The 24491-nt window shown below is 65.2% G+C and carries 23 protein-coding genes; 10 read left to right on the top strand and 13 right to left on the bottom strand.

Annotated elements, in window-relative coordinates; translation table 11 throughout:
• The first annotated feature begins 22 nt into the window (after window positions 1-22).
• The 4 genes from BM186_RS15710 (at window position 23) to BM186_RS15695 (ending at window position 3345) form a co-directional block, all read left to right on the top strand.
• The gene (locus tag BM186_RS15710; RefSeq protein WP_074916755.1) at window positions 23-1396 is read left to right on the top strand and encodes a PepSY-associated TM helix domain-containing protein; all 1374 of its coding nucleotides are present in this window, start codon (window positions 23-25) and stop codon (window positions 1394-1396) included.
• A gap of 74 nt (window positions 1397-1470) precedes the next feature.
• On the top strand, window positions 1471-1965 hold the full coding sequence (locus tag BM186_RS15705; RefSeq protein WP_072424343.1) for a copper chaperone PCu(A)C: 495 nt from the start codon (window positions 1471-1473) through the stop codon (window positions 1963-1965).
• Between the two features lie 577 nt (window positions 1966-2542).
• Complete coding sequence (locus BM186_RS15700; RefSeq protein ID WP_017675426.1) at window positions 2543-2809, top strand: PepSY domain-containing protein; 267 nt, start codon at window positions 2543-2545, stop codon at window positions 2807-2809.
• Window positions 2809-3345 carry a cytochrome b/b6 domain-containing protein gene (locus BM186_RS15695; protein WP_072424342.1) on the top strand — a complete coding sequence of 179 codons (537 nt, stop codon included), beginning with the start codon at window positions 2809-2811 and terminating at the stop codon, window positions 3343-3345. The genes BM186_RS15700 and BM186_RS15695 overlap by 1 nt, the downstream gene beginning before the upstream one ends.
• 62 nt (window positions 3346-3407) lie before the next feature.
• On the opposite strand, the gene BM186_RS15690 is transcribed toward BM186_RS15695, so the two are convergent.
• From BM186_RS15690 to BM186_RS15640, 11 genes are all read right to left on the bottom strand, one after another.
• Window positions 3408-4355 carry an adenosine deaminase gene (locus BM186_RS15690; protein WP_072424341.1) on the bottom strand — a complete coding sequence of 316 codons (948 nt, stop codon included), beginning with the start codon at window positions 4353-4355 and terminating at the stop codon, window positions 3408-3410.
• A gap of 142 nt (window positions 4356-4497) precedes the next feature.
• Window positions 4498-5463 carry a 2-oxoglutarate and iron-dependent oxygenase domain-containing protein gene (locus tag BM186_RS15685; protein WP_074916447.1) on the bottom strand — a complete coding sequence of 322 codons (966 nt, stop codon included), beginning with the start codon at window positions 5461-5463 and terminating at the stop codon, window positions 4498-4500.
• A gap of 184 nt (window positions 5464-5647) precedes the next feature.
• Window positions 5648-6730, bottom strand: a complete 1083-nt coding sequence (locus tag BM186_RS15680; RefSeq protein ID WP_074916445.1) for a BMP family ABC transporter substrate-binding protein — start codon at window positions 6728-6730, stop codon at window positions 5648-5650.
• A 337-nt stretch (window positions 6731-7067) separates the two neighbouring features.
• A complete protein-coding gene (locus BM186_RS15675; RefSeq protein WP_074916443.1) occupies window positions 7068-8423 on the bottom strand; it encodes an 8-oxoguanine deaminase in 1356 nt (451 codons plus the stop codon).
• Between the two features lie 212 nt (window positions 8424-8635).
• Window positions 8636-9562, bottom strand: coding sequence for an ABC transporter permease (locus BM186_RS15670; protein ID WP_072424336.1), 927 nt, complete (start codon window positions 9560-9562; stop codon window positions 8636-8638).
• 17 nt (window positions 9563-9579) lie between these two features.
• The gene (locus BM186_RS15665; protein ID WP_074916441.1) at window positions 9580-10677 is read right to left on the bottom strand and encodes an ABC transporter permease; all 1098 of its coding nucleotides are present in this window, start codon (window positions 10675-10677) and stop codon (window positions 9580-9582) included.
• An 11-nt stretch (window positions 10678-10688) separates the two neighbouring features.
• Window positions 10689-12236, bottom strand: coding sequence for an ABC transporter ATP-binding protein (locus tag BM186_RS15660; protein ID WP_074916439.1), 1548 nt, complete (start codon window positions 12234-12236; stop codon window positions 10689-10691).
• Window positions 12237-12560: 324 nt separating this feature from the next.
• Window positions 12561-13247, bottom strand: coding sequence for an SDR family oxidoreductase (locus BM186_RS15655; RefSeq protein ID WP_074916438.1), 687 nt, complete (start codon window positions 13245-13247; stop codon window positions 12561-12563).
• A gap of 158 nt (window positions 13248-13405) precedes the next feature.
• Window positions 13406-13969, bottom strand: coding sequence for a DUF922 domain-containing protein (locus BM186_RS15650; protein ID WP_074916436.1), 564 nt, complete (start codon window positions 13967-13969; stop codon window positions 13406-13408).
• The gene (locus BM186_RS15645) at window positions 13966-14550 is read right to left on the bottom strand and encodes an IMPACT family protein (protein WP_074916434.1); all 585 of its coding nucleotides are present in this window, start codon (window positions 14548-14550) and stop codon (window positions 13966-13968) included. The genes BM186_RS15650 and BM186_RS15645 overlap by 4 nt, the downstream gene beginning before the upstream one ends.
• Window positions 14550-15212 carry a TetR/AcrR family transcriptional regulator gene (locus BM186_RS15640; RefSeq protein WP_072424330.1) on the bottom strand — a complete coding sequence of 221 codons (663 nt, stop codon included), beginning with the start codon at window positions 15210-15212 and terminating at the stop codon, window positions 14550-14552. Before BM186_RS15640 ends, BM186_RS15645 begins: the two co-directional genes overlap by 1 nt.
• A 571-nt stretch (window positions 15213-15783) precedes the next feature.
• Between BM186_RS15640 and BM186_RS15635 the strand changes: the two genes are divergently transcribed.
• The 6 genes from BM186_RS15635 to BM186_RS15610 all read left to right on the top strand — a co-directional run bounded on the left by BM186_RS15635 (window position 15784) and on the right by BM186_RS15610 (window position 22128).
• The gene (locus BM186_RS15635; protein WP_074916432.1) at window positions 15784-16815 is read left to right on the top strand and encodes an ABC transporter substrate-binding protein; all 1032 of its coding nucleotides are present in this window, start codon (window positions 15784-15786) and stop codon (window positions 16813-16815) included.
• A gap of 47 nt (window positions 16816-16862) precedes the next feature.
• Window positions 16863-17912 carry an aromatic ring-hydroxylating dioxygenase subunit alpha gene (locus BM186_RS15630; RefSeq protein ID WP_074916430.1) on the top strand — a complete coding sequence of 350 codons (1050 nt, stop codon included), beginning with the start codon at window positions 16863-16865 and terminating at the stop codon, window positions 17910-17912.
• Window positions 17909-18715 (top strand): ABC transporter ATP-binding protein, encoded by an 807-nt coding sequence (locus tag BM186_RS15625; RefSeq protein WP_074916428.1) that lies wholly within the window; start codon window positions 17909-17911, stop codon window positions 18713-18715. The genes BM186_RS15630 and BM186_RS15625 overlap by 4 nt, the downstream gene beginning before the upstream one ends.
• Window positions 18716-18830: 115 nt before the next feature.
• Window positions 18831-19595, top strand: a complete 765-nt coding sequence (locus tag BM186_RS15620) for an ABC transporter permease (RefSeq protein ID WP_338153426.1) — start codon at window positions 18831-18833, stop codon at window positions 19593-19595.
• Window positions 19596-19741: 146 nt separating this feature from the next.
• Window positions 19742-21178: an amidohydrolase family protein gene (locus BM186_RS15615; RefSeq protein ID WP_074916424.1), complete on the top strand. Its 1437-nt coding sequence runs from the start codon at window positions 19742-19744 to the stop codon at window positions 21176-21178.
• Window positions 21175-22128 (top strand): PDR/VanB family oxidoreductase, encoded by a 954-nt coding sequence (locus BM186_RS15610; protein ID WP_074916422.1) that lies wholly within the window; start codon window positions 21175-21177, stop codon window positions 22126-22128. The genes BM186_RS15615 and BM186_RS15610 overlap by 4 nt, the downstream gene beginning before the upstream one ends.
• Before the next feature lie 92 nt (window positions 22129-22220).
• On the opposite strand, the gene BM186_RS15605 is transcribed toward BM186_RS15610, so the two are convergent.
• Both BM186_RS15605 and BM186_RS15600 read right to left on the bottom strand, forming a co-directional pair.
• A complete protein-coding gene (locus tag BM186_RS15605) occupies window positions 22221-23600 on the bottom strand; it encodes a uracil-xanthine permease family protein (protein WP_074916420.1) in 1380 nt (459 codons plus the stop codon).
• Window positions 23601-23672: 72 nt separating this feature from the next.
• Complete coding sequence (locus BM186_RS15600; protein WP_074916418.1) at window positions 23673-24473, bottom strand: outer membrane protein OmpK; 801 nt, start codon at window positions 24471-24473, stop codon at window positions 23673-23675.
• Window positions 24474-24491: the final 18 nt, after the last annotated feature.

Here is a 24491-nt window from a genome sequence, read left to right as displayed (position 1 = left end):
ACCCCTGATGGAGGCACCTGTCATGCGTGAGTCCACCTCGTTCTACAACCTGGCCTGGCGCTGGCATTTCTATGCCGGGCTGTTCGTCATCCCGTTCATGATCCTGCTGTCGGTCACCGGGATCATCTACCTGTTCAAACCGCAACTCGATACCTGGATGTACGCCGACCTGATGCAGGTGCCGGTCGCCGAGCAGCGCCTGAGTGCCGATCAGCAACTGGCCATCCTCCGTGAAGCCTACCCGCAGGTAGTGGTCAGCAAGTACCTGCCGCCCGCTGCGCAGGATCGCAGCGCGCAGTTCGTGATCAATCAGGACGGCCAGGAGCTGAACCTGTTCGTCGATCCCTACAGCGGCAGCCTTCTCGGTAGTCAGGACGCGCTGTGGAATCTGCAGGCGGTGGTGCGCAAACTGCACGGTGATCTGCTGATCGGCACCGTCGGCGACCGGCTGATCGAACTGGCCGCCGGCTGGGGCATCGTGCTGGTGGTATCCGGCCTGTACCTGTGGTGGCCGCGCGGCAGCAGCGGGGCGGGTGTGCTGTGGCCGCGCCTGAGCGCGCGTGGGCGCCTGTGGTGGCGCGACCTGCATGCGGTGACCGGTTTCTGGGGCAGCGCACTGCTGCTGTTCATGCTGCTCACCGGCATGACCTGGACGGGCTACTGGGGCGCGCAGTTCGCCGGTGCCTGGAATCACTTTCCCGCCGCCATGTGGGATGACGTGCCCAAGTCCGGGCAACTGACCGGCAGCCTCAACAGCAGCAGCCAGCAAACCGTGGCCTGGGCGGTGGAGGTCACGCCGCTGCCAGCGTCCGACCCGCATGCTGCGCATCACGGTCATGCCGTGCATCAGCCCGCAGCGGTCTCCACCAACCTGCTGCAGCATGTGGTCGACAGCGCCGCCGAGCGCGGTGTCCAGCCGGGTTACAGCATCAGCCTGCCCCAGGGCGAGCAGGGCGTTTACACCGTCGCCCTGTTCGCCGACGATCCACGCAACGATGCCACGCTGCACTTCGATCAATATAGCGGCGCAGTGCTCGCCGACGTGCGCTGGAAGGACTACGGGCCAGTGGCGAAAACCGTTGAAACCGGGGTGATGCTGCACGAAGGCAAGCTGTTCGGCCTGGCCAACCAACTGCTGATGGCGGCGGTGTGCCTGCTGATCATCTTCAGCTCCGTCAGCGGCCTGGTGCTGTGGTGGAAACGCCGCCCGGCCGGACGCTTCGGCGTGCCGCCGCTGCGCCACGACCTGCCGCGCTGGAAGACCGCCATCGGCGTGATGATGGTGCTTGGCGTGATCTTCCCGCTGGTCGGTGCTTCGCTGCTGCTGGTCTTCGTTCTTGACTGGCTACTCTCGCGCTTTCGCCAACTGCGGCCATCGACCCGGCCGCTGGCATGAGTGAACAGTTCGATCGCCGCAGGACGCTATAGGCTCGACTCATGATTCGATTCCAAACCAGGAGGCAACACCCCATGACCCTGAAGAAAACCCTGCTCGGCCTCACCCTGCTGCTGCCGACGCTGTTGGTGCAGGCCCACGAGTACGAAGCCGGTCAACTGCATATCGACCACCCCTGGTCGCGCGAGATGCCGCCGGTGGCGCCGACTGCCGCCGCCTATTTCGTCATCCACAACAAGGGCGGCGAAGCCGATCGCCTGCTTGCCGTGAGCACCCCGGTAGCCGGCAAGGCCGAGCTGCACGAGCATGTGCACGAAGGTGGCGTGATGAAGATGCAGCAGGTGCAGGATGTGGCCATCCCCGCTGGTGGCGAGGTGAAGTTCGAGCCCATGGGCTATCACGTCATGCTGTTCAACCTGAAGCAGCAGGCCAAGGACGGTGAGCGCTTCCCGCTGACCCTGACCTTCGAGAAAGCCGGTGCTGTCGAGGTCGAGGTTGCCGTGCAGAAAGACGCGCCGGCAGGCCATGATCATGGCGAGGCTCACGACCACGGCAAGCATCAGCACTGATGCTGTTCACGGCACGCAGGCGAGCCGTGGCAGCCCAGCATGGACTTCTTGTCCTGCTGGCGCCTCTGGCGTCGCCACTGCGTGCCGAGCCGCCCGATGTCAGTCGCCCCGTGGTGCAGGTGCATGCCTGCGGCTACTGTCGGTGTTCTCTCATTTCCCGGCCCTGGTAGACAGAGGCTGGCCAGTCGCCGGGGAGCTGGCGCGAGCAACGCCTTCGCTGGCATCAAGCCGGAGAAGAGCCCCCAGCTCGATATCGGCATCCAGTATCGGGGCGACAAGCTGCGGGGCGAGTCTGGCGCTACCAGTGTGACGCCTGGAGCGTCGGCGAGCGCTGGCCTGTAGTGGACGGCCAGGTCGATTAGCCTTCTGAGACGCTCGCCCATGGGACGGGCTTTAGCTGCGACCCACACAGGTCCAGTCCCACCCAGCGGTTGTATGGTTCGTAGCCTTATCCCTGCCGATCCCCCTGGACTGCATCCGGGCTACGATTTGGCGTGCGCTAATAGAGTCTTAAGGTTCAGGCACCAGAGTAGTCCCCAGCAGACACACTTTTCCCTGCACGCGAGAGGACTACACCATGCGCAAACTGCTTCTGCTGTCTCTGGCTCTGGCCAGCCCGCTGACCTTCGCCGCGACCGAATGCACCACTGCCGACAAGTCGCAGTGGCAGGATCAGGACAAGTTCCAGGCCGACCTCAAGGCCCAGGGCTACGAGATCAACAAGTTCAAGGTCACTGGCGGCAACTGCTACGAAATCTATGGCTTCGACAAGGACGGCAAGAAGGTCGAGATCTACTTCGATCCGGTCAGCGGCAAGCCGGTCAAGAGCAACGTAGAAGGCTGATGAGCGCCGCGATCGTGCGCGTGTGGGACCCAGTGGTGCGCTTGTTCCACTGGTCCCTGGCCGGCGCTTTCCTGGCCAACTACTTCTTCACCGAAGAGGGCGAGGACTGGCATCGCTGGTTCGGTTACTACGCCGTGGCCTGGCTGGCGATCCGCCTGGTATGGGGTTTCGTCGGCACGCCAGCGGCGCGCTGGGCGGATTTCTGGCCGACTCGGGCACGCCTCGGTGCACATCTGCGTGCGCTGATTGCCGGCCAGCCCTACCACCGCCTGGGGCATTCGCCGTTGGGCGCGCTGGTGATGCTCCTGATGATGACGCTCATGCTCGGTCTGGGCGTGACCGGCTTTCTGATGGAGGAGGTCGATTATTTCTGGGGCGCGGATCTGCCGCTGGAAATCCACGAATTCTGTGCCAACGGCCTGATGGCGGTGGTCGGCCTGCATATCAGTGCCGCCTTGTTCGAGAGCTATCGGCTGCGCGAGAACCTGCCGCTGTCGATGGTGACCGGCAAGCGGCGCAAGCTCTCGGAGCACTGAGTGTACAGTCGCGGCTAAAGCCCCTCCCACTGTGGGAGGCGCTTCAGCGGCGATGCTCTTGCTCAGGCCAGGCGCGCGTCCAGACTGTTCTGTGCCAGGCGTTTGGCCTGTGCCTCGGTCATGCCCAGGTGTTCGTGCAGAGCGGCGAAGTTCTCGCCGACGTAGCCGCCGAAGTAGGCCGGATCGTCCGAGTTCACCGTCACCTTCACTCCGCGCTCGAGCATCTCGAGGATGTTGTGTTGGCCCATGTGCTCGAACACGCAGAGCTTGATGTTCGACAGCGGGCAGACGGTCAGCGGGATCTGCTCGTCGATGATGCGCTGCATCAACCGCTCGTCTTCGATGGCGCGTACGCCGTGGTCGATGCGCTTGATCTTGAGCAGGTCCAGCGCTTCCCAGATGTACTCGGGCGGGCCTTCCTCGCCAGCGTGCGCCACTGCGTGCAGACCTTCGCTACGTGCCTTGGCGAACACCCGCTCGAACAGGCGGGGCGGGAAGCCTTTTTCCGAGCTGTCGAGACCGACGCCGATGAAGGCGTCACGGAACGGCATGGCCTGTTCCAGAGTCTTGAAGGCTTCTTCTTCGGGTAGGTGACGCAGGAAGCTGAGGATCAGGCCGTGGCTGATGCCCAGCTGTTTCTCGCCGTCGACCAGCGCCTGCTGAATGCCGCGCAGCACCACCTCGAAGGGAATGCCACGGTCGGTGTGGGTTTGCGGGTCGAAGAAAGGTTCGACGTGGATGACGTTCTGCGCCTTGCAGCGTTGCAGGTAGGCCCAGGTCAGGTCGTAGAAATCCTGCTCGGTACGCAGCACGTTGGCGCCGGCGTAGTACAGGTCGAGAAATTCCTGCAGGTTGTTGAAGGCGTAGGCCGCGCGCAGGGTCTCGACATCGGCCCAAGGCAGGGCGATCTGGTTGCGTTCGGCCAGGGCGAACAGCAGCTCGGGCTCCAGCGAGCCCTCCAGGTGCAGGTGCAATTCGGCCTTGGGCAGGGCGTTGAGCCATTCGGGCATGGTCAGGTTCTCGTTATCAGGCTTGGGGATCGGCAAAGTTTAACCGCTCGGACAGGATAGTGCTGCGCCGCCTAGCCTGCTGGGCGGACATCGCTCTTCATGCCCATCATCGTTCCCACGCCGGAGCGTGGGAGCCATCAGATCAGCCCTGTGCTTCCTCACGCCGATAGGCGTAGGTATCGGCGAAACGCGACAGCAGGTACGCGGCGCTGGTTACCGGTGTGTACTTGGCCGGATTGTCCGCGCTGGAACAGTTCGGCAGGCAGTCGATCAGCGTGTCGGGATGCGGTTCGGCGAAGAACGGCATGGAGTAGCGATCCACCCCCAGCGGGCTTATCACCCGATGCGGCGTGGAGGTGTAACGGTCGTTGCTCCAGCGCGCCATCATGTCGCCGATGTTGACCACGAAGCTGCCGGCAATCGGCGGCGCGTCGATCCACTCGCCATCGCGCGCGCGCACCTGCAGGCCGCCGGCGTCGTCCTGGTAGAGCAGGGTGATGCAGCCGTAATCGGTGTGCGCGCCGGCGCCTTGCTGATCGCTGCTGGTGGCGGTGTGGCGCGGTGGATAGTGGATCATGCGCAGCACGCTGATCGGCTCATGAAAGCGCACGTCGAAGAAGTCGTGCTCGATATCCAGGGCCATGGCCATGGCGCGCAGCAGAGTCTTGGCCAGATCCTGCATGTCGGCGTAATGCTGTTCCATCAGCTCGGCCCAGCCGGGCATGTCCGGGTGGCGATTCGGTCCGCGCAGCGGTTTGCCTGCCAGCACCTCGGGATGATCGGCGGGCATGTGGAAACCCATGTCGAAGGTTTCCTTCAGGTCGCTCGGCTTGCTCGGGTCGAGCTGCTCGGTGGCGATGGCGCCGTAGCCACGGTGGTGGGCGGTCTGAGTGATATCGATCCTGAGTTTCTCTTTGGCGGGCAGGGCGAAGAAGGTCTTCGCCGCACTGAGCAGGGCGTCGATGCGCTCGGCGCTGATAGGGTGGCCGACGATATAGAAGAAGCCCCAGTCGCGGCAGGCGCGGTCGATCCGCTCGGCCACGGCAGGCCAGGCGATCGCGTCGTCGGCATAGAGAGGGGCAATGTCGATGATGGGAAGGCTATTCATAAAAGCTCCGGGGTGTTGCTGCGAGTCTTCTCGTACCCAGGGCAGCGATGCGTGGTACCAAAGGCCGGTGCCACGGTGATGCGGTTCTGCCGGTGGCAGGGACGGCATCGATGATTACAAGAATGTCGCCGCTGAAGCGCCCCCACACCTGTGGGAGCGGCTTCAGCCGCGATGTTCTGCTTGCTTACTTCGGTAGCTCGGCCTTCACGTTTTCCACGTAGTAGTTCATCGAGGCCAGTTCGGCGTTGGTCGCGCTCACGCCTTCGGCGATGCGCACCGCGCCGCTCTGATCCTTGATCGGGCCGGTGAAGGGGTGGAACGTGCCGCTGCGAATGTCGGCGATGATCTGCTCGGCCTCGCTCTTCACATCAGCCGGCACCAGGTCGCTGATCGGCAGCTCGATGGTGTCCTCGGACAGGCCGCCCCAGAAATCCTGCGCCTGCCAGGTGCCGTCGATCACCGCCTGGGTGGATTTCACGTAGTGCGGGCCCCAGTCGTTGACGATGGAGGTGAGCACGGCCTTCGGCCCGAAGTGGGCCATGTCCGAAGCGTAGCCGACGGAGTAGATACCACGGCGCTCGGCGGTCTGGATCGGCGCCGGGCTGTCGGTGTGCTGGAACATCACGTCCACGCCCTGGTCGATCAGTGCGTTGGCGGCATCGGACTCCTTGCCCGGATCGAACCAGGTGTTGACCCACACCACCTTGATCTCGGTGCCCGGGTTGTACTTGTCCAGGGCCAGCTGGATGGCGTTGATATCGCGGATCACCTCGGGGATCGGGAAGGAGGCAACGTAGCCGACCTTCTTGGTCTTGGTCATCTTCGCCGCTAGGAAGCCGCCGACGTAGCGCCCCTCATAGGAGCGCGACAGGTAGGTGCCGACGTTCTTGTCCTGCTTGTAGCCGGTGGCGTGTTCGAAGGTGACGTTGGGAAATTGTTTGGCCACCTTGATGGTTGGGTTCATGTAGCCGAAGGAGGTGGTGAAGATCAGGTCGAAACCGCCCTTGGCCATGTTGCGGATCACCCGCTCGGCGTCGGCGCCCTCCGGTACGTTCTCGACGAAGCTGGTGGTGACCTTGTCGCCCATTTCCTTGATCAGCATCTGCCGGCCCTGCTCGTGCTGGTAGGTCCAGCCGTGGTCGCCGATAGGGCCGATGTAGACGAAGCCGACTTTCAGCGGGTCGGCGGCGGAGGCGCTGAGCATGGCGCCAAAGCCCAGGGCGGCGACGAGTGTGCGCAGCAGCGGTTTCTTGCTCTTCTTGTGCATGGTGGGTGCAGCTCCAGTCTTGGTGTTGGGGTGGCCGTTGTTTGGCTGATCCCCTGACTGCAAAAAGCTGACCAAAAGGACAGATAGGCGAGGCAGACGGCGTTCTGCCTGTGCGCCGCTCAGGAGTGGGGCGGTATTGGTGCGCGGCAGGCGCGTATGGGATTTTGTGGTGCGTCGCTCTCACCCTTGCACCGATGAAACGACGGTCGCGGCTGAAGCCCCTCCCACAGGTTGGCGTTGTTCTTGCGGGCGGGGGCCTTTGTGGGAGGGCGCTTTAGCCGCGACTCAGACGGTAGCCTGGGCATCGCTGCGCTCGACCCAGCCTACGCAACCGATGTCAGCCTGCGATCAGCTCACGCGCCGCCTGGCGGTGATCAGCGATCAACTGCGCCACATCCAGCCCTTCGATCTGCCCGTCGATGACGCGCCAGGTGCCGCCGATCATCATCCGGTCAGCGCGGTCGGCGCCGCACAGCAGCAGCGCGGAGAGTGGATCGTGGCTGCCGGAGAAGCGCAGCTCGTCGAGCTTGAACAGCGCCAGGTCGGCTTGCTTGCCCACCGCCAATTCGCCGATATCGCTGCGCCCCAGCAGCTTCGCCGAACCCTTGCTGGCCCAACCGAGCACGCGATGCGGAGTGATCTGCTCGGCGCCGTAGCGCAGGCGCTGGATGTACAGCGCCTGGCGCGCTTCGAGGATCATGTTCGAGGCATCGTTGGAGGCCGAGCCGTCGACACCCAGGCCCAGCGGCGCACCGGCAGCCTCCAGTTCGACACTGGGGCAGATGCCCGAAGCCAGGCGCATGTTGGAGCTGGGGCAATGGCAGATGCCGGTGCCGGCGGCGCCGAGGCGGATGATTTCCTCGGGGTTGAAGTGGATGCCATGGGCCAGCCAGGTGCGCGGGCCGAGCCAGCCGACGCTGTCCAGGTAATCCACGGTGCGCAGGCCGAAGCGCTGCAGGCAGAAGTCCTCCTCGTCGAGGGTTTCGGCCAGGTGGGTGTGCAGGCGCACGTCCAGCTCCTCGGCCAGTTCGGCGCTCTGGCGCATGATTTCCTGAGTCACCGAGAAGGGCGAGCAGGGCGCCAGGGCGATCTGGATCTGCGCGCCGTCGCCGCGCTGGTGGTACTGGCCGATCAGGCGCTGGCTGTCGGCCAGGATCACCTCGCCCTGTTGCACCGTCTGCTGCGGCGGCAGGCCACCATCGGCTTCGCCCAGGCTCATGGAGCCACGGGTGAGCATGGCGCGCATGCCCAGTTCGCGCACCGCCTCGACCTGCACGTCGATGGCATTTTCCAGGCCGCCGGGGAACAGGTAATGGTGGTCGGCCGCGGTGCTGCAGCCGGACAGCAGCAGCTCGGCCAGCGCCACCTTGCTGGCCAGCGCCAGTTTCTCCGGCGTAAGGCGCGCCCACACCGGGTAGAGCGTCTTCAGCCAGGGGAACAGCGGCTGATTGACCACTGGCGCCCAGGCGCGGGTGAGGGTCTGGTAGAAGTGATGGTGGGTGTTGATCAGGCCCGGCAGCACCACGTGCTCACGGGCATCGAAGGTTTGCTCGCAAGGTGTTGAAGGCTGCTGGCCTTTGCTGAGCACTTCGGCAATGCGGCCATCCTCGATCACCAGGCCGCCGGAAGCGTCCAGGTCGTTGGCGGTGAAGATGGCGAGGGGGTTCTTGATCCAGATACGGGTAGCTGCCATGAGCAGGCTCCTCTGAGGTTGATGTCAGGTAAGCCAGCTCAGTGTTGACCCTGTCTGCTGATCCAGGTGCGTCGGAAATGACGTGGGGGGAAGATAGCTGACTCTGGAGTCAGGGGCAACAAGCCTGTCGCGGCTGAAGCCCCTCCCACAGCACCAGTGAAGTCTGTGGGGGCGGCTTTTGTGGGAGGGGCTTTAGCCGCGACTTCTCCTCATCAATGCCCCGGCTGCCATGGCTGGCCCAGCGATACCGGCGCATACAACCGGGTCTTGATCGCATCGCGCGAGAGCAGCACCAGCACCACGATGGTGGCCACATAAGGCAGCATGGCCAGCAGGTTCGACGGGATCGACAGGCCAATGCCTTGCGCTACCAGATGGAGGATGCTGGCCAGGCCGAACAGGTAGGCGCCGAGCAGCACGCGCAGCACCCGCCAGCTGGCGAACACCACCAGCGCCAGGGCGATCCAGCCGCGCCCGGCGGTCATGTTCTCCGCCCACATCGGCGTGTAGGCCAGCGACAGGTAGCCACCGGCCAGGCCGGCCATGGCACCGCCGAACAATACCGCCAGGGTGCGTACACGCAGCACCGGCAGGCCCATGGCGCTGGCGGCGTCCGGGTTCTCGCCGACGGCCTGGATGATCAGGCCGATACGGCTTTTCAGCAGCACCCAGGCCACCAGTGCGAACAGGGCGAAGGACAGGTAGATCAGCACGTCCTGGGCGAACAGCATGCGCCCGATCAGCGGGAGGTCGGACAGCAGCGGGATGACGATGGGCTCGAAACCGCTCAGCGGCTTGCCGACCCAGGCGGCGCCGACGAAGGTGGACAGACCCACGCCGAAGATGGTCAGGGCCAGGCCGGTGGCCACCTGGTTGGCGTTGAAACCCAGCGCCACGGCAGCGAACAGCAGCGACAGCAGTATGCCGGCGGCGATGGCCAGCAGCACACCGAGCCACAGGCTGCCGGTGCTGAAGGCGACGATGAAACCGATCACCGCGCCGAACAGCATCATGCCTTCCTGGCCGAGGTTGAGCACGCCGCTCTTCTCGCACACCAGCTCGCCCAGGGCCACCAGCAGCAGCGGTGTGCCGGTGCGGACCATGGCGTAGAAAATATTGGTCAACAGATCGAGATCCATGGGGATTTCCTTGGCGTTCAGGTGGTGGCTTCGGCAAGCGTTTGGCGGCGCGCCCATTTCCACTTCAGCCGGGGCCGGTAGAGGATCAGCACGTCGCAGGCCAGCAGGTAGAACAGCATCATTCCCTGGAACAGTTGGGTGATCGCCTGTGGCAGATTCAGGTTCATCTGCGCGTTCTCGCCGCCCAGGTAGAGCAGCGCCATCAGCAGGCTGGCGGCGACGATGCCGAGCGGATTGAGACGGCCGAGAAAGGCCACGGTGATCGCCGCATAGCCGTAACCGGGCGATACCTGCGGCACCAGTTGGCCAATCGGCCCGGCCACTTCACCTACGCCGGCCATACCGGCCAGGGCGCCGCTGACCAGCAGGGCGAACCACACCAGGCGCTTCTCGCGAAAACCGACGAAGCCGGCGGCGCGCTTGTCCAGGCCCAGCACCTTGATCTGGAAGCCGAGAAAGCTCTTGTGCAGCAGCACCCACACTGCCACCAGGGCCAGCAGCGCCAGGTACAGGCCGCCATGCAGGCGCCCGTCCTCGCTGACCAGCGGCAGGCGGCTGGCATCGCCGAACATGGCCGACTCGGGGAAGTTGAAACCGGCCGGGTCCTTCAGCGGGCCATGCACGAAGAACAGCAGCAGGTTCAGCGCGATGTAGTTGAGCATGATGCTGGTGAGGATTTCGTTGGCGTTGAACTGCGTGCGCAGCCAGGCGGTAAGCCCGGCCCAGGCCGCTCCGGCGCATGTACCGGCCAGCACCACCCAGGCCAGTGCCCAGCGGCTTTCCCAGTCGATCAGTTGCAGGGCCATGGCGCTGCCGGCCAGGGCGCCGATCAACAGTTGGCCTTCGGCGCCGATGTTCCAGATGCGCGCCTGGTAGGCGACTGCCAGGCCGAGGGCGCAGAGCAGAATCGGCAGCGCCTTGACCAGCAGTTCGGACACGCCGTACCAGTCGCTGACCGGGGCGATCAGCAGGGTGTGCAGGGTTTCCAGCGGATCATGGCCGAGCAGGGTGAACAGCAGCATGCCGCTCACCAGCGTCAGCACGGCGGCCAACAGCGGCGACAGCCAGAGCATGGGGCGCGACTCCTGGCCGCGCGGTTCCAGGGATAACAGCATGACGGGCTCCGTCAGCAGGCCGCAGCGGCGGCGGGTTGATCGAATTCACCGGCCATCCAGCGGCCGACTTCCACGGTGGACACCTGCGCCGTCTCGGCCAGCGGCGACAGCCGCCCGCTACACAGCGCACCGATGCGGTCGCTGATCTGGAACAGCTCGTCGAGGTCTTCGGAGATCACCAGGATCGCCGCGCCGGCATCGCGCAGGGCGATCAGCGCGCGGTGGATGGCGGCGGCGGCGCCGACGTCCACGCCCCATGTGGGATGTGCAGCTACTAGCAGCTTGGGGTTTTGCAGAATCTCGCGGCCGAGGATGAATTTCTGCAGATTGCCGCCGGACAGGCTGCGCGCGGCGGTGTCGGCATCCGGCGTTTTCACCGCGAAGCGCTGGATGATCTGCTCGGCCAGCGCGCGCACCTTGCTGCGCTGCACCAGGCCGCCCTTGACCAGACCCTGGCCGAAGGCGGTGAGCAGGGCGTTGTCCACCAAGCTCATCTCCGGCACGGCGCCATGGCCGAGGCGCTCGGCGGGGACGAACGCCAAGCCCAGCTGGCGCCGTGCATCAGGATGCAGATTGGCCACTGGCGCGGCATCGATACTGACCCGCTCGCGCTCGCCACGGGGCAGGCGCGTTTCGCCGCTGAGCAGGGCGAGCAATTCGTCCTGGCCATTGCCGGCCACGCCAGCGACGCCGACGATCTCACCGCTGCGTACCTCCAGGCGAATGCGTTCGAGCGAGCAGCCGAATGGGTCGGGGTTGTGCCAACTGAGGTCATCCACACGCAGCCGTGGCAGGCCGCCGCTGACTTTCGGGTAACTGCTTTCCAGCCCCTCGGCATCGCCGACCATCAGCCGCGCCAGCTCCAGGTCGCTGCACTCGGCTGGTACGCAATGGCCGGATACGCGGCCGCCACGCAGCACCGTGGCGCTGTGGCAGAGCGCGCGCACCTCGCCGAGCTTGTGGCTGATAAAGAGAATGCTGCAGCCTTCGGCGGCCAGCCGGCGCAGGGTGACGAACAGCTCATCAGCCTCCTGCGGGGTGAGCACCGAGGTGGGTTCGTCGAGGATCAGCAGTTTGATGTCCTGCATCAGGCAACGGACGATCTCCACCCGTTGGCGCTCACCGATGGACAGGCTGTGCACCAGCCGGGTCGGCTCCAGCGCCATGCCGTAGCGCTGCGACACCTCGCGAATCTTAGGTTCAAGCTGCTTGGGCGTACCGGCCTCGGCGCCCATGGCCAGGGCGATATTCTCGGCGACGGTCAGCGTCTCGAACAACGAGAAATGCTGGAACACCATGCCGATGCCCAGGCTGCGCGCCATGGCTGGGTCGCGCATCTTCAAGGCTTGGCCCTGCCAGTGAATCTCGCCGCTGCTGGGCTGGGTGACGCCGTAGATGATCTTCATCAACGTGCTCTTGCCGGCGCCGTTCTCGCCGAGCAGGGCATGGATCTCGCCGGGGTCGATGGCCAGGTCGATACGGTCGTTGGCCAGACAGCTGGGGTATTGCTTGCTGATGGCTGTCAGCTGCAGGCGTGGGGAAGCGGGTGGGGCGGACATGGGAAGCGCTCATGAACATGACTGAGCGGGGATAAAGCAAAAACTTGGCCAGTGAGTCAGAAAATCCATTTAATTGGCTCTCGCCTATGGCCGAGCGCACTGCAATGCCTGCCATTGGTGCGCGTCTCTCCGTGCGCTGCGCACAATGCACCGTATTCGCGCGTGCGCGGCTAAAGCCCCTCCCACAAACAGCTGCTGCTCTTGTGGGAAGGGCTTTAGCCGCGAACATAGCCCGGATGCAATCCGGGGATCACCAGAGGCCACTACTTGTGGCTACCAGAGCGAACTTCCGCTACCGGCCCGGTTCGAGCGTAGCGAACGCCCTTACCAGGGCAGCGGATTGCCCTCATAGTCCTGATAACGCAGGCCCGGTTGGCCGACGGCAGCGCTGACCTGTGCGACCATGCCCTTGCAGCTGCTGTCGATATCCAGCGGGGCGTCTGCGCCGCCCATGTCGGTGCGTACCCAGCCCGGATGCATCAGCACTACGCCGAGTTTTGGATTGTCCTGAGTGCGCACGAAGCATTGCACGAGGTGGTTGAGCGCAGCCTTGCTGGCGCCGTACAGCGGCATGCCCAGGCCGGCACCGGCTTCGATGCTGCCCAGGATCGAACTCATGAACACGATCAGCCCATGTTCGGCGGCCAAATTCGGCAGCAGGCGCTCGGCCACGCGCAGCGGGGCGACGGCGTTGGTCAGGAACAGCTGACCCATTTCCTCGGCACTGGCCTGTGCAGTGCTGTGGTGCTCGGGGCCGGCGACCCCGGCATTGACGAAGATGACGTCGAACTGCTGATCATTCAGGCGGTTGGCCAACTGCTCGAGGCTGTCCGGGTCGGTCATCTCCAGTTGCTCCACGCGCACGCCGGGCAGTGCCTGCAGCGGCGCTTGCTGCGCGGCGCTGCGCACGGTGGCGGTCACGGCCCAGCCCTGGGCGGCGAACTCACCGGCCAGGCCAAGGCCGAGGCCACGTGAGGCTCCAATGATCAGGATGGATCGGGGGGCAGTCATATCAGGCTCCATTGCGGATGAGAAAGAAGATCAGCATAGCGAATGCCGATCCGATAAGCCCGGCACGGCAATCCCCTGTAGGAGCCCCCCGGGGCGAAGCTTTTCGAGTGCGTCCAGCCACTATCCACGGTGGGGCGCCGCGCCTTCCTCTTGCGCTGTTATTCCGTCAGCCAGGCGCCCTGGCTGCGGCCATGGCCGGTTTCGCGGTCGTAACGGCGTTCATGTTCGACATGCCGTTGCAGCACGGCATTGGCGCGCCGGTTGGCCTGCTGTTGCAGCTCGGCGCAACTGGGGTATTCAGGTGTCGTCAGCAGCGCCGCGTCGATCTCGGCCGCCGCCGCCTGGCCGATGCGGTAATGGCCCATCTCATGTTCGCGCAGTGCGCCCAGGTACTGTTCGAAACGCTGGCGCTGCTGTGCGTCGCCGCCACCGAGGCGGGGCAGGGTGATGGTGGCGTTCAACCGGGTGCGGGTGAGGTCGATCTGGCAGCGACCATCACGCTGTTCGCGCCACCAGAAGTTCCATTGCACCTGCCAACGGGTGTAGGCGTGATAGATCTGGCCGTTCTGGCGAATCGGCGAGGCCTGGTTGATGGCGCGGCTGAGGGACTCGCCAGGAGCCACTTGCAGATCGTAGTACTGCTCCTGCAGCCGTTCCTGCACTTCGGCCTGGGCGGGCATGGCCAAGCAGAAAAGCAGCGAGGCAATCATTGCGTGTCTCATGGTGCGCTCAGGCTCTCCCGGCCACGGCTGATATCACCCAACAGACGCTCCAGCTTTTCACGCTCTGCCGGCGCGACGGCCAGGTGCAGGCGCGCGCCGCTGGCATCGTAATCTTCGTTCTCGATCAGGCTGTCGAACTCGTTCAGACGCGCCTTGAACAGCGGCAGTTCGGCGAACTGCAAATGACAGGTGAAGGGCTGCCGCAGCACCAGTTCACGGCGCTCGCCAGCCTGCAGGCATTTCGCCGCGCTGCCGCCGTAGGCGCGGGCCAGGCCGCCGGTGCCGAGCTGAATGCCGCCGTACCAGCGAATCACCAGTACCACCACCTGATCGCAGTCCTGCCCCTCGATGGCGGCTAGGATCGGCCTGCCAGCCGTGCCGCCCGGTTCGCCGTCGTCGTTGAAGCGGTACTGGTTGCCGACCTTCCACGCCCAGCAGTTGTGCGAGGCGGCCAGATCGCTGTGGCTATCGATGAAGGCTTGCGCCTCGGCCGCGCTGGCAATCGGCGCGGCGAGGGCAATGAAGCGGCTCTTGCGAATCTCCTCGCGGTATTGGCAAGGGCCGAGCAGGGTGAACGCCATCAGGCTTTGGCAGCAGGCGTCAGGCCGCAGCCCTTGAGGATGATCTGCACCAGTTGATCGGAGGCTTGCTCGAAGTCCTGTTTGGTCAGGCGCGAGCTCTGCTTCACGCGGCAGATCTGCGAGGCGAAGTCGGCGTAGTGCTGGGTGCTGCTCCACAGCAGGAAGATCAGGTGGATCGGGTCGACCGGGTCCATCTTGCCAGCGGCGATCCAGCCTTCGAACACGGCGGCACGGCCACGGAACCAGTCCAGGTAGTTCTGGTTGAAGTACTGCGACAGGCAGTCGCCACCGCTGATCACTTCCATGGCGAAGATGCGCGAAGCCTTCGGCTGGCGCCGGGAGAATTCCATCTTGGCGCGGATGTAACGCTCCAGCGCTTCGGCCGGGTCGTCATCGACGCTCAGATTATTGAAGGTGCTGTCCCACAGCTCGAGGATGTTGCTCAGCACGGCCAGGTACAGCCCCAGCTTGTTGTTGAAGTAGTAGTGCAGGTTGGCCTTGGGCAGGCCGACGTTCTGCGCGATGGTGTTCATGCTGGTGCCCTTGAAGCCGTGCCGGGCGAACTCTTCCTCGGCAGCCTTGATGATGGCTTCTTCGTTCTTCTGGCGAATGCGCCCGGCGGGCTTGTCGTTGGCGCTGTGGGCGGGGACTTCGAAGGTCATGGGGCGATTCCGAACTGATCAGGGAGCGGAGCGATTGCACTGATACCCCAGCGCCGTCCGGGTGACAAGCGCAAGTCGCGGAAAAATGACAGGAAATGACTTTGGGGGCGGCGTTGCACCGTGGTTGTGCGTGATATGTCCGTTGCGCACGCTTTTGTCGCCGCGAGGCTGGCTGATGCTCGCTCGTGGCGCCCTGGCCTGACGAGAGACTCGCTCTGCAACGGGCCTTTCCACGAATTGGCACAGCCTCTGCTAAGCCTTGGTTGAGTAGAAGCGGTTAGCGTCCGATCGGCTCCGATCGACGTGGGACATTGCTCTTGCGGCCACCCCGGCCGCACACCCGGTATGGGTGCTTGAACCTGGTCTTCGGGCCTTGGGCGAGAGAGAGGTCGGCCATGCAACGCTTCAGCTCCAGCTTCGACCGCACTTCCAGTCGCGCCATTCCTGGCGCTCGGCTGCTCGTCCTTGCCCGCTTTTTCCTCGTTCGGCCCCTTCCGGTTTCCCTCGCAGCCTGGTGCCACGCGCGCCCGGCGCGGCTTTCAACGTGCCTTCCTATCGGGAGAAATTCGCCATGAAATCACGCATTGCCTTGGGTTCCACCGCTTCCACCCTGCGTCGCCTGTTGCCGGCGGCGCTGCTTGGTCTGTTCGCCGCGCCGCTGACGCAGGCTGCAGACAAGCTGGTACTGCTCACCTCCTGGTACGCCCAGGCCGAGCACGGCGGCTTCTATCAGGCCCTGGCCACCGGCCTGTATCAGGAGCAGGGCCTGGAGGTGAGCATCCGCATGGGCGGTCCGCAGGTCAACGGCATGCAGTTGCTGCTCAACCGGCAGGCCGACGTGATCGTCAACTACGATCTGCAGGTGCTCAAGAGCATCGAGCAGGGCCTACCGGTCAAGGCCATCGCCGCCGCCTTCCAGGGCGACCCGCAGGGCATGCTGACCCATGCCGATGTCTCCGGGCTGGATCAGTTGGCTGACAAGACGGTGCTGGTGTCGACGTCCGGGCAGACCACCTGGTGGCCCTGGCTCAAGCAGCAGTACGGCTTGAGCGACGCCCAGGCGCGCCCCTACACCTTCAACCTGCAGCCCTTCTTCAACAACCCGCAGGCGGTGCAGCAGGCCTATGCCAGCTCGGAACTGTTCCAGGCCACCCAGGCCGGCAAGCAGCCGAACTTCTACCTGTTCGCCGATGCCGGTTACCCGCCCTATGGCTCCACCCTGGTCACCCGCGACGAGGTGATTGCCGAGCGCCCGCAAGTGCTGGCGCGCTTCGTCGCGGCCTCGATGCAGGGCTGGAAGAGTTATCTCGACAACCCGGCGCCGGCCAACGAGTTGATCAAGCGCGACAACCCCAACATGAGCGACGAACTGCTGGCCTGGGGCGTGGCCAAGCTCAAGGAGTACCGCCTGGTGGAAGGTGGCGACGCGGCGACCGAGGGCATCGGGGTGATCACCGCGGCGCGCTGGGGCAAGACCCGCGACTTCATGGTCGAGACCGGCCTGCTCAAGGCCGAGACCGACTGGCAACGCGCCTTCACCACCGACTTCGTCCGTGATCTACGCGTGCTGCCGGCCGCCGCCGTCACCGCCGCCAACCCCTGATTCGACTGCCCAGCGCTCCGTTAGAGGGCGCGATGAGGAGATTTGCCATGCTGGTAACCCAACAACCCGTGCTGCGCCGTTTCTGGTACGCCCTGATGCCCGTGTCGATGCTCGACGCCGGCCCGCAACCCTTCACCCTGCTCGGCGAACGCCTGGTGCTGTTTCTGGGAAAAAAAGAGGGTGGCAACGACGGCCCGGTGGCCCTGGCCGACCGCTGTTGTCACCGCACCGCTCAGTTGTCCAAGGGCTGGGTCGAGGACGGCACCATCGTCTGTGGCTACCACGGCTGGCGCTACGACGGCAGCGGCGCCTGCGTGTGCATTCCGCAGCAGGCCGCTGGCGCGCCGATCCCGGCCGGCGCGCGCACCGAGGCCTACCGCTGCCAGGAGCGTTACGGCTACGTCTGGGTGTGCCTCGGCGAGCCGCTGCAGGACATCCCGACTTTCGAGGAAGACGGCGACCCGGCCTACCGGCGCATCTTCCAGTTCTATGAACAGTGGCGTACCAGCCCGCTGCGCTTCATGGAGAACAGCTTCGACAACTCGCATTTCTCCTTCGTGCACAAGGCCAATTTCGGCATGCTCGACCAGCCCAAACCCTCCAGCTACCGCCTGGAACAGACCGAGTGGGGCTTCGAGGCGGAAACCGTGGTGCCGATCAACAATCCACCGGCTGGCCACCGCGTCACCGGTACGGACAAACCCACCACCATCCGCCACCTGTTCAACCGCTGGCACCTGCCGTTCGTGCGCCGCTTCGGCTGTACCTACCCGGACAGCGGCCTGCACCACATCATCTACAACTGCGCCACGCCCATCGACGACAAGCGCATCCAGCTGGTGCAGTGGCTGTATCGCAACGACAACGAGGCCAGTTGCAGCAGCGAGGAGCTGATCGCCTGGGATGCGCCGATCACCCGCGAGGACCAGGAGATCCTCGAGGCCACCGACTATGATGCCTGCGTCGATACCCGCCGCCGCGTGGAATTCCACATGGAGTCGGACAAGCCCGGGCTGATCATGCGCAAGATGCTCTTCGAGCTGCTGCAACGCCACGGCGAAGAGGAACAGTTCCGCCCGGCCGGGGTGCCACTATGAACGCCGCCCTGCAAATGGCCGATGCCGAGCGCCCGGTGCTGCTGGCCAATCAGGTGGAGAAGACCTACCCCAACGGCACCCAGGCCCTGCAACGGCTGAAGCTGGAAATTGGCCGCGGCGAGTTCGTCTCGCTGCTCGGCCCCTCCGGTTGCGGCAAGAGCACCCTGCTGAAGATGTTCGCCGGGCTGGAGCAACCTTCGGCCGGCCAGGTGCGCTGGTGGGGCAAGGGCGCCATCGAGCAGAGCGCTGGTGAGCGGCGCCTGGCCATGGTGTTTCAGGAGGCGACGCTGATGCCCTGGGCCAAGGTGGCCGACAACGCGCGTCTGCCGCTGGATCTGGCCGGCATGCCGAAAAGCCAGAGCGAGCCGCGGGTGCAGGCGGCACTACAGCTGGTGGGCCTGGGCCAGTTCGGCGGGGTCTACCCGCGCGAGTTGTCCGGTGGCATGCAGATGCGTGCCTCGATCGCTCGTGCACTGGCCACCGAGCCCAATCTATTGCTTATGGACGAGCCGTTCGGTGCGCTCGATGAGTTCACCCGCAACCGCCTGGACAGCGACTTGCGCCGGCTCTGGGCCGAGCGCGACCTGACCGTGGTGTTCGTCACCCACAGCATCTACGAGGCGGTGTACCTGTCCTCTCGGGTGGTGGTGATGGGCGCGCGGCCGGGACGGGTACTGGCCGATGTGGCCATCGACGGCCCGGCCGAGCGGGACGAGGCCTTCCGCACCTCGGCGGGGTTTATCCGGCAGTGCGCGCACTTGTCTGCATTGCTCGCTGAAGCCAACGGGGAGGGCGAGCATTGAACGCATCGAATGAGCGGCGCACAGCGCTTCGCCAAAGCGCTGGTGCAGTCCCATACGAATCAGCAGGAGCAACCGCATGAGCACTGAACATACTCCCTGGCTGGCCAACCCGGCCATGCAGAAGATTCTCGCCCCGCTGCTGGTCGGCGCCTTTCTGTTGGGCCTCTGGCAGGCGCTGTGTGTCGGCCTCGAGGTGCCGGTGTACCTGGTACCGAGTCCGGCCGACATCGGCCGCACGCTGATCACGGACGGGCCGCTGTTGCTTGGTGCGCTGTGGATGACGCTGCAGATCACCTTCCTCTCCTTCGCCCTGGCGGTGGTTCTGGGCGTGGCGGCGGCCTTCCTGTTCGTGCAGAGCCGGGTGATCGAGGCCAGCCTGTTTCCCTATGCGATTCTGCTGCAGGTCACCCCGGTGGTGGCCATCGCCCCGTTGATCATCATCTGGGTCAGCAACACCACCCTGGCGCTGGTGATCTGCGCCACTCTGGTGGCGATCTTCCCGGTCATCTCCAACACCGTACTCGGTTTGCGCAGCGTCAATCCGGGGCTGCTCAACCTGTTCCGGCTGAACCGCGCCAGCCGTTGGCAAACCCTACTGCGCCTGCGCATCCCCAGCGCGCTGCCGTACTTCTTCGGCGGCCTGCGCATCGCCTCGGGGTTGGCGCTGATCGGTGCGGTGGTGGCCGAGTTCGTCGCCGGCACCGGCGGCACCGGTGCCGGGCTGGCCTACCAGATTCTCCAGGCCGGCTTCCAGATGAACATTCCACGATTGTTCGCCGCGTTGCTGCTGATCGCCGTCACCGGTGTGGCGCTGTTCAGCCTGATGGCCTTTATCGCCCGCCTATGCCTGGGGCACTGGCATGAGAGCGAGCAGGGCTGAGCCTGTCGTGGTAACGCAAATCTTGTAGGAGCGGCTTCAGCCGCGATGCTTTGGCTGAAAGAACCAAATCGCGGCTGAAGCCGCTCCTACGGGAACTATGAACATCTGTACTGAGCCGCAAGGCTCGGTGATTTTGGAGCAAGTACATGAACATCCCGAACAACTGGCTGATCCGTAACGCCAGCGCCATCATGACCGGCCTGTCCGGTAGCGAGGCGCGTATAGCAGGACCGGACATCCGCGTGACGGACGGGCGCATCGCCGCTATCGGCCGACTTGAGGCGCTCCCCGGCGAAGCGTTGATCGATGCGCGCGACTGCGTGGTCTATCCGGCCTGGGTCAATACTCATCACCACCTGTTCCAGTCTTTGCTCAAGGGCGAGCCGCAGGGCCTCAACCAGAGCCTGACCGCCTGGCTGGCGGCCACGCCGTACCGCTTTCGCGCCGCCTTCGACGAGCACAGCTTCCGCCTGGCGGTGCGCATCGGTCTGATCGAGCTGGCCCGTTCCGGGTGTGCCACGGTGGCCGATCACCACTATCTCTATTACCCCGGCATGCCTTTCGACGGTGCCGCGATTCTGTTCGAGGAGGCGGATGCCCTGGGCCTGCGCTTCGTGCTCTGTCGCGGTGGCGCGACCCAGACCCGCCAGCTCGAAGCCGATCTACCGCAGGCGCTGCGCCCGGAAAAGCTGGACGACTACCTGGCCGATATCGAGCGCCTGACCGCGCAGTACCACGACCCGGCCAGCGATGCGCGACGGCGCATCGTGGTGGCGCCGACCACCACCCTGCACTCGACCACGGCCGAGGAACTGTGCGAGACGGCGCGCCTGGCGCGGCGTCTGGGCCTGCGCCTGCACAGCCACCTCAGCGAAACCGTGGATTACCTGGACGCCGCCCGCGCCAAGTTCGGCATGACTCCGGTGCAGTTCTGCGCCGAGCAGGAGTGGCTGGGCCCGGACGTGTGGTTCGCCCACCTGGTAAAACTGCTGCCAGAGGAAATCCGCCTGCTCGGCAGCAGTGGCAGTGGCATCGCCCATTGCCCGCAGAGCAACGGCCGTCTGGGCAGCGGTATTGCCGATCTGCCGGCGCTGGAAGCGGCTGGGGTCAGGGTATCCATCGGCGTCGATGGCGCCGCCTCCAACGAGGCCGCCGACATGCTCAGCGAAACCCATGCAGCCTGGCTGTTGCAGCGGGCACGCAAGGGTGAGCAGGCCAAACCGCGCTATGCCGGTGGCACCTTCGAAGGCGGTGCGGATGCTGCGAGCATCGAGGATGTGTTGCGCTGGGGTACGGCTGGCGGCGCCCAGGTGCTGGGGCTGGATGCGCTGGGCACCTTGCAGGTTGGCCAGGCAGCGGACCTGGCCATCTACGGCCTGGACGATCCGCGTTATTTCGGCCTGCATGACCCGGCCATCGGCCCGATTGCCTGCGGTGGCCGCGCCAGCGTCAAGGCGCTGCTGGTCGGCGGTCAGCGCGTGGTGGTGGATGATCGGCTTCCAGGGCTGGACCTGGCCGCGTTGGGCCGTGAGGCCAATGCGGCGGTGCTGCAGTTGCAGCGGCGTGCCGGGGTGCGCCGATGAGCTGGGTGGAACTGCAGGTGCGCGGCCTGCGCGAGGAGGCCCGGGATATCCTCGGTGTCGAACTGTGCCCGCTCGAGCGCGGTGCGCTGCCTTTCGCCTGGCAGGCCGGTGCGCATGTCGATGTGCGCACCGGCGATGGCCTGGTGCGCCAGTACTCGCTGACCAACCTGGCCGACGAGGGTTGCCTGCGCCTGGCGATCAAGCGCGAGGCGGCTTCGCGCGGCGGCTCGCAGTGGCTGCATCGGCACCTGCGCGTGGGGGCGCTACTGCAGGTCGGCGTGCCGCGCAATCTGTTCGCCCTGCAGCCGGGCAGCGATGAGGTCTGGCTGCTGGCGGCCGGCATCGGCATCACTCCGCTGCTGGCCATGTACCGCCAGTGCCGGCTCGAACGGCGCTCGGTGCGCCTGCTGTATTTCGCCCGCAGCCCCGCGCATGTCGCCTTCGCCGAGCGCCTGGCCGGCGACCCGGCGGTGAGCCTGGTGACCGGGCTGGATAGCGCGGCCATCGACGCCTATCTGCAGCAGCACCTGCCGGTTTGGCAGGGCGGACGGCAGCTCTACACCTGCGGGCCGCAGGGTTTCATGCAACGGGTCATGCAGCGCGCGATAGCCCGCGGCTGGCCGGATGCTGCGCTGCATCGGGAACACTTTCAGGCGCCTGGGCAGACGTCGGTCAGGCAGCCCGGCGAGCTGCGCCTGGTGCTGGCGCGCAGTGGCCGTGAGGTCGAGGTGATGGCGGGAGAGAGCCTGGTGCAGGCGGCGGCGCGGGTCGGCGTGAACATTCCCACCTCCTGCGGCATGGGCATGTGCGGTGCCTGCCAGACGCGGGTGCTGGCCGGCGAGCCGGAGCACCGCGACCAGTACCTGTCGGCCGCCGAACAGGCCAGTGGCGAGTGGTTGATGCCCTGCGTCTCCGGCTGTCGCGGGGCGCGGCTGGAATTGGACTGCTGAAAAGCGGGCAGCCACATGGCTGCCCTTATAAAACCACGGTGACCTGCCTGCCCTGCGGGACGGGCGCGGACTGTCCGCGTGGTAGCCGGCACTCAGACCTGCTGCGTCTGCTCGGTCTCTTCGGGCAAGGCGCTGTTTTCCAGCGGCAACAGCAGGTTCATCAGGATGGCGGTCAGGCCGCCGCTGGTGATCGCCGAGCCGAACACGTTTTGCACCAGTCTGGGCATCTGGCCGAGCAGATCTGGCTGGCTGGATACGCCCAGGCCGATACCGAAACTGGTGGCCATTATCAGCAGGCTGCGCCTATCCAGCGGCGCCTGGGCGAGGATGCGGATGCCGGCGGCAGCGACCGTGCCGAACATCACCAGGGTGGCGCCGCCCAGCACCGGCTTGGGAATTTGCTGGAGGATGGCGCCGAGCACCGGGAACAGGCCGAGGATCAGCAGGATCGCGCCGATGTAGTAGCCGACGTGACGGCTGGCTACGCCGGAGAGCTGGATCACCCCGTTGTTCTGGCTGAAGGTGGTGTTGGGAAAGGTGTTGAACACCGCGGCGATCAGCGAGCTGACGCCATCGCCGAATACCCCGCCCTTGATCCGCTGCAGGTACAGCGGGCCCTTGATCGGCTGTTTCGAGATCATGCAGTTGGCGGTCAGGTCGCCGGTAGTTTCGATGGCGGTGATCAGGTAGATCAACGCCACCGGGACGAAGGCCATCCAGTCGAAGTCGAAACCGTAGCGAAACGGGATCGGCAGGCTCACCAACGGCAGTTCGGGCAACGCCTTGGGTACCAGCACGCCGCTGAACCAGGCAGCCAGTGAGCCGACCAACAGGCCGATGACGATCGCCGACAGGCGCAGCCAGGGATTGCTCAGGCGGTTGAGCACGATGATGGTCAGCAGCACCAGGGCGCCCAGGGCCAGGTTGATCGGCGCGCCGAAGTTCTCCGCCTTGGCGCCGCCGCCGACGTCGGTGATGCCCACCTTGATCAGGCTGACGCCGATGATGGTGATCACGATACCGGTCACCAGCGGTGTGATGACGCGTTGCAGGCGGCCGATGAAGCGGCTCAGCACCATCTCGATGAAGGCGCCGAAGAAGCACACGCCGAATATCATCGCCAGGATGTCGTCCGGGCTGCCGCCGCGCGCCTTGACCATCAGGCCTGCTGCCAGCACGGCGCTAAGGAAGGCGAAGCTGGTGCCCTGCACGCAGATCATCCCGGCACCGATGCCGAACGGGCGGCGCGCCTGGATCAGGGTGCCGACGCCGGAAACCATCAGACCCATGCTGATCAGGTAGGGCAACTGTTCGTGCAGGCCGAGCACGCCGCCGATGATCAGCGTCGGGGTGACGATGCCGACGAAGCAGGCCAGTACATGCTGCAGCGCGGCGAAGAAGGCCGGCAATGGCGCGGGGCGGTCATCCAGACCGTAGAGCAGTTCGGAGGTAGGTTGCGATTCGGTGGTCATGGGGCATTCCCGTGGTGAGTCTGGAAGTGGCTGCAAAAGGCCGACCAACCTGCGCCGGTCGGCCGCCTCGAATCAGAAATGCACTTTCAGCAGCAGGCTGGCGGTGTTCTGGTTGGTGGTGAAGGCCGCCGAGTCCTGGATGCCGTACTTGTCCTCCCAGTAGCTGTATTCCACGCCGACGTAGACCTGCTTGTCGCCCCAGTCCAGGGCCTTGCCCAGGTCGTACTTGATCTGCGGGTTGATGTGGTAGTTGCTGTGGTAGCCGGCGTCGTTGTCCACCACCCAGTCGATATAGCCGTCTATGAGAATGTCCGACTTGCCCGCCGGCAGGGTATAGGACCAGCTCGGTGTGACCTGCCAGACGCCGCTGCCATCGGGCTTGCCGTCACCATCGCGGTCGACTCGATTGCCGTCCGGTTTACGGTAGTAGAAGTTCAGCTTGAAGAAGTTGAAGCCGGGCACCGCCAGGTCGAAGCCCGGACCGAGTAGGTAGGCCTCGGTCTCGTCCTCGCCGAACTCGTAGGTCGCCGCCAGCAGCACGTCCTTGACCGGGCCGAACGATAGGTCACGCCCCAGCAGCTTGCCGAATGACAGACGCGGGCTCAGCTCACCGTAGAAACTGCGCGAATCCCCAGCACCGTTCTGCGCGCCGTTGAAGAACTTCTGGTCGACGAAGAAGAACACATCGCCCCAGCTCCAGCCGCTGGCATGTTCGAAGGTGAGCGTCTGCTGGATAGCTGGCTCGACCTTGAAGTTCTTGCCATAGAGGTAGGAAAGGCTGTTGTTCTGCCACAGCAATGGGCTGTCGGCCTGGGCATGGGTCGCCAGCAGCAGGCTGCCGGCGGCGAGCATGGTCGCGCGAGTAGGGTTCATCTGGGCTCCTGAAAATCA

It is taken from the genome of Ectopseudomonas toyotomiensis, from assembly GCF_900115695.1.
Taxonomy (GTDB): Bacteria; Pseudomonadota; Gammaproteobacteria; order Pseudomonadales; family Pseudomonadaceae; genus Aquipseudomonas; species Aquipseudomonas toyotomiensis.
Note: the sequence above shows the minus strand (reverse complement) of the source record. Positions and strands in the feature narration are given on the sequence as shown.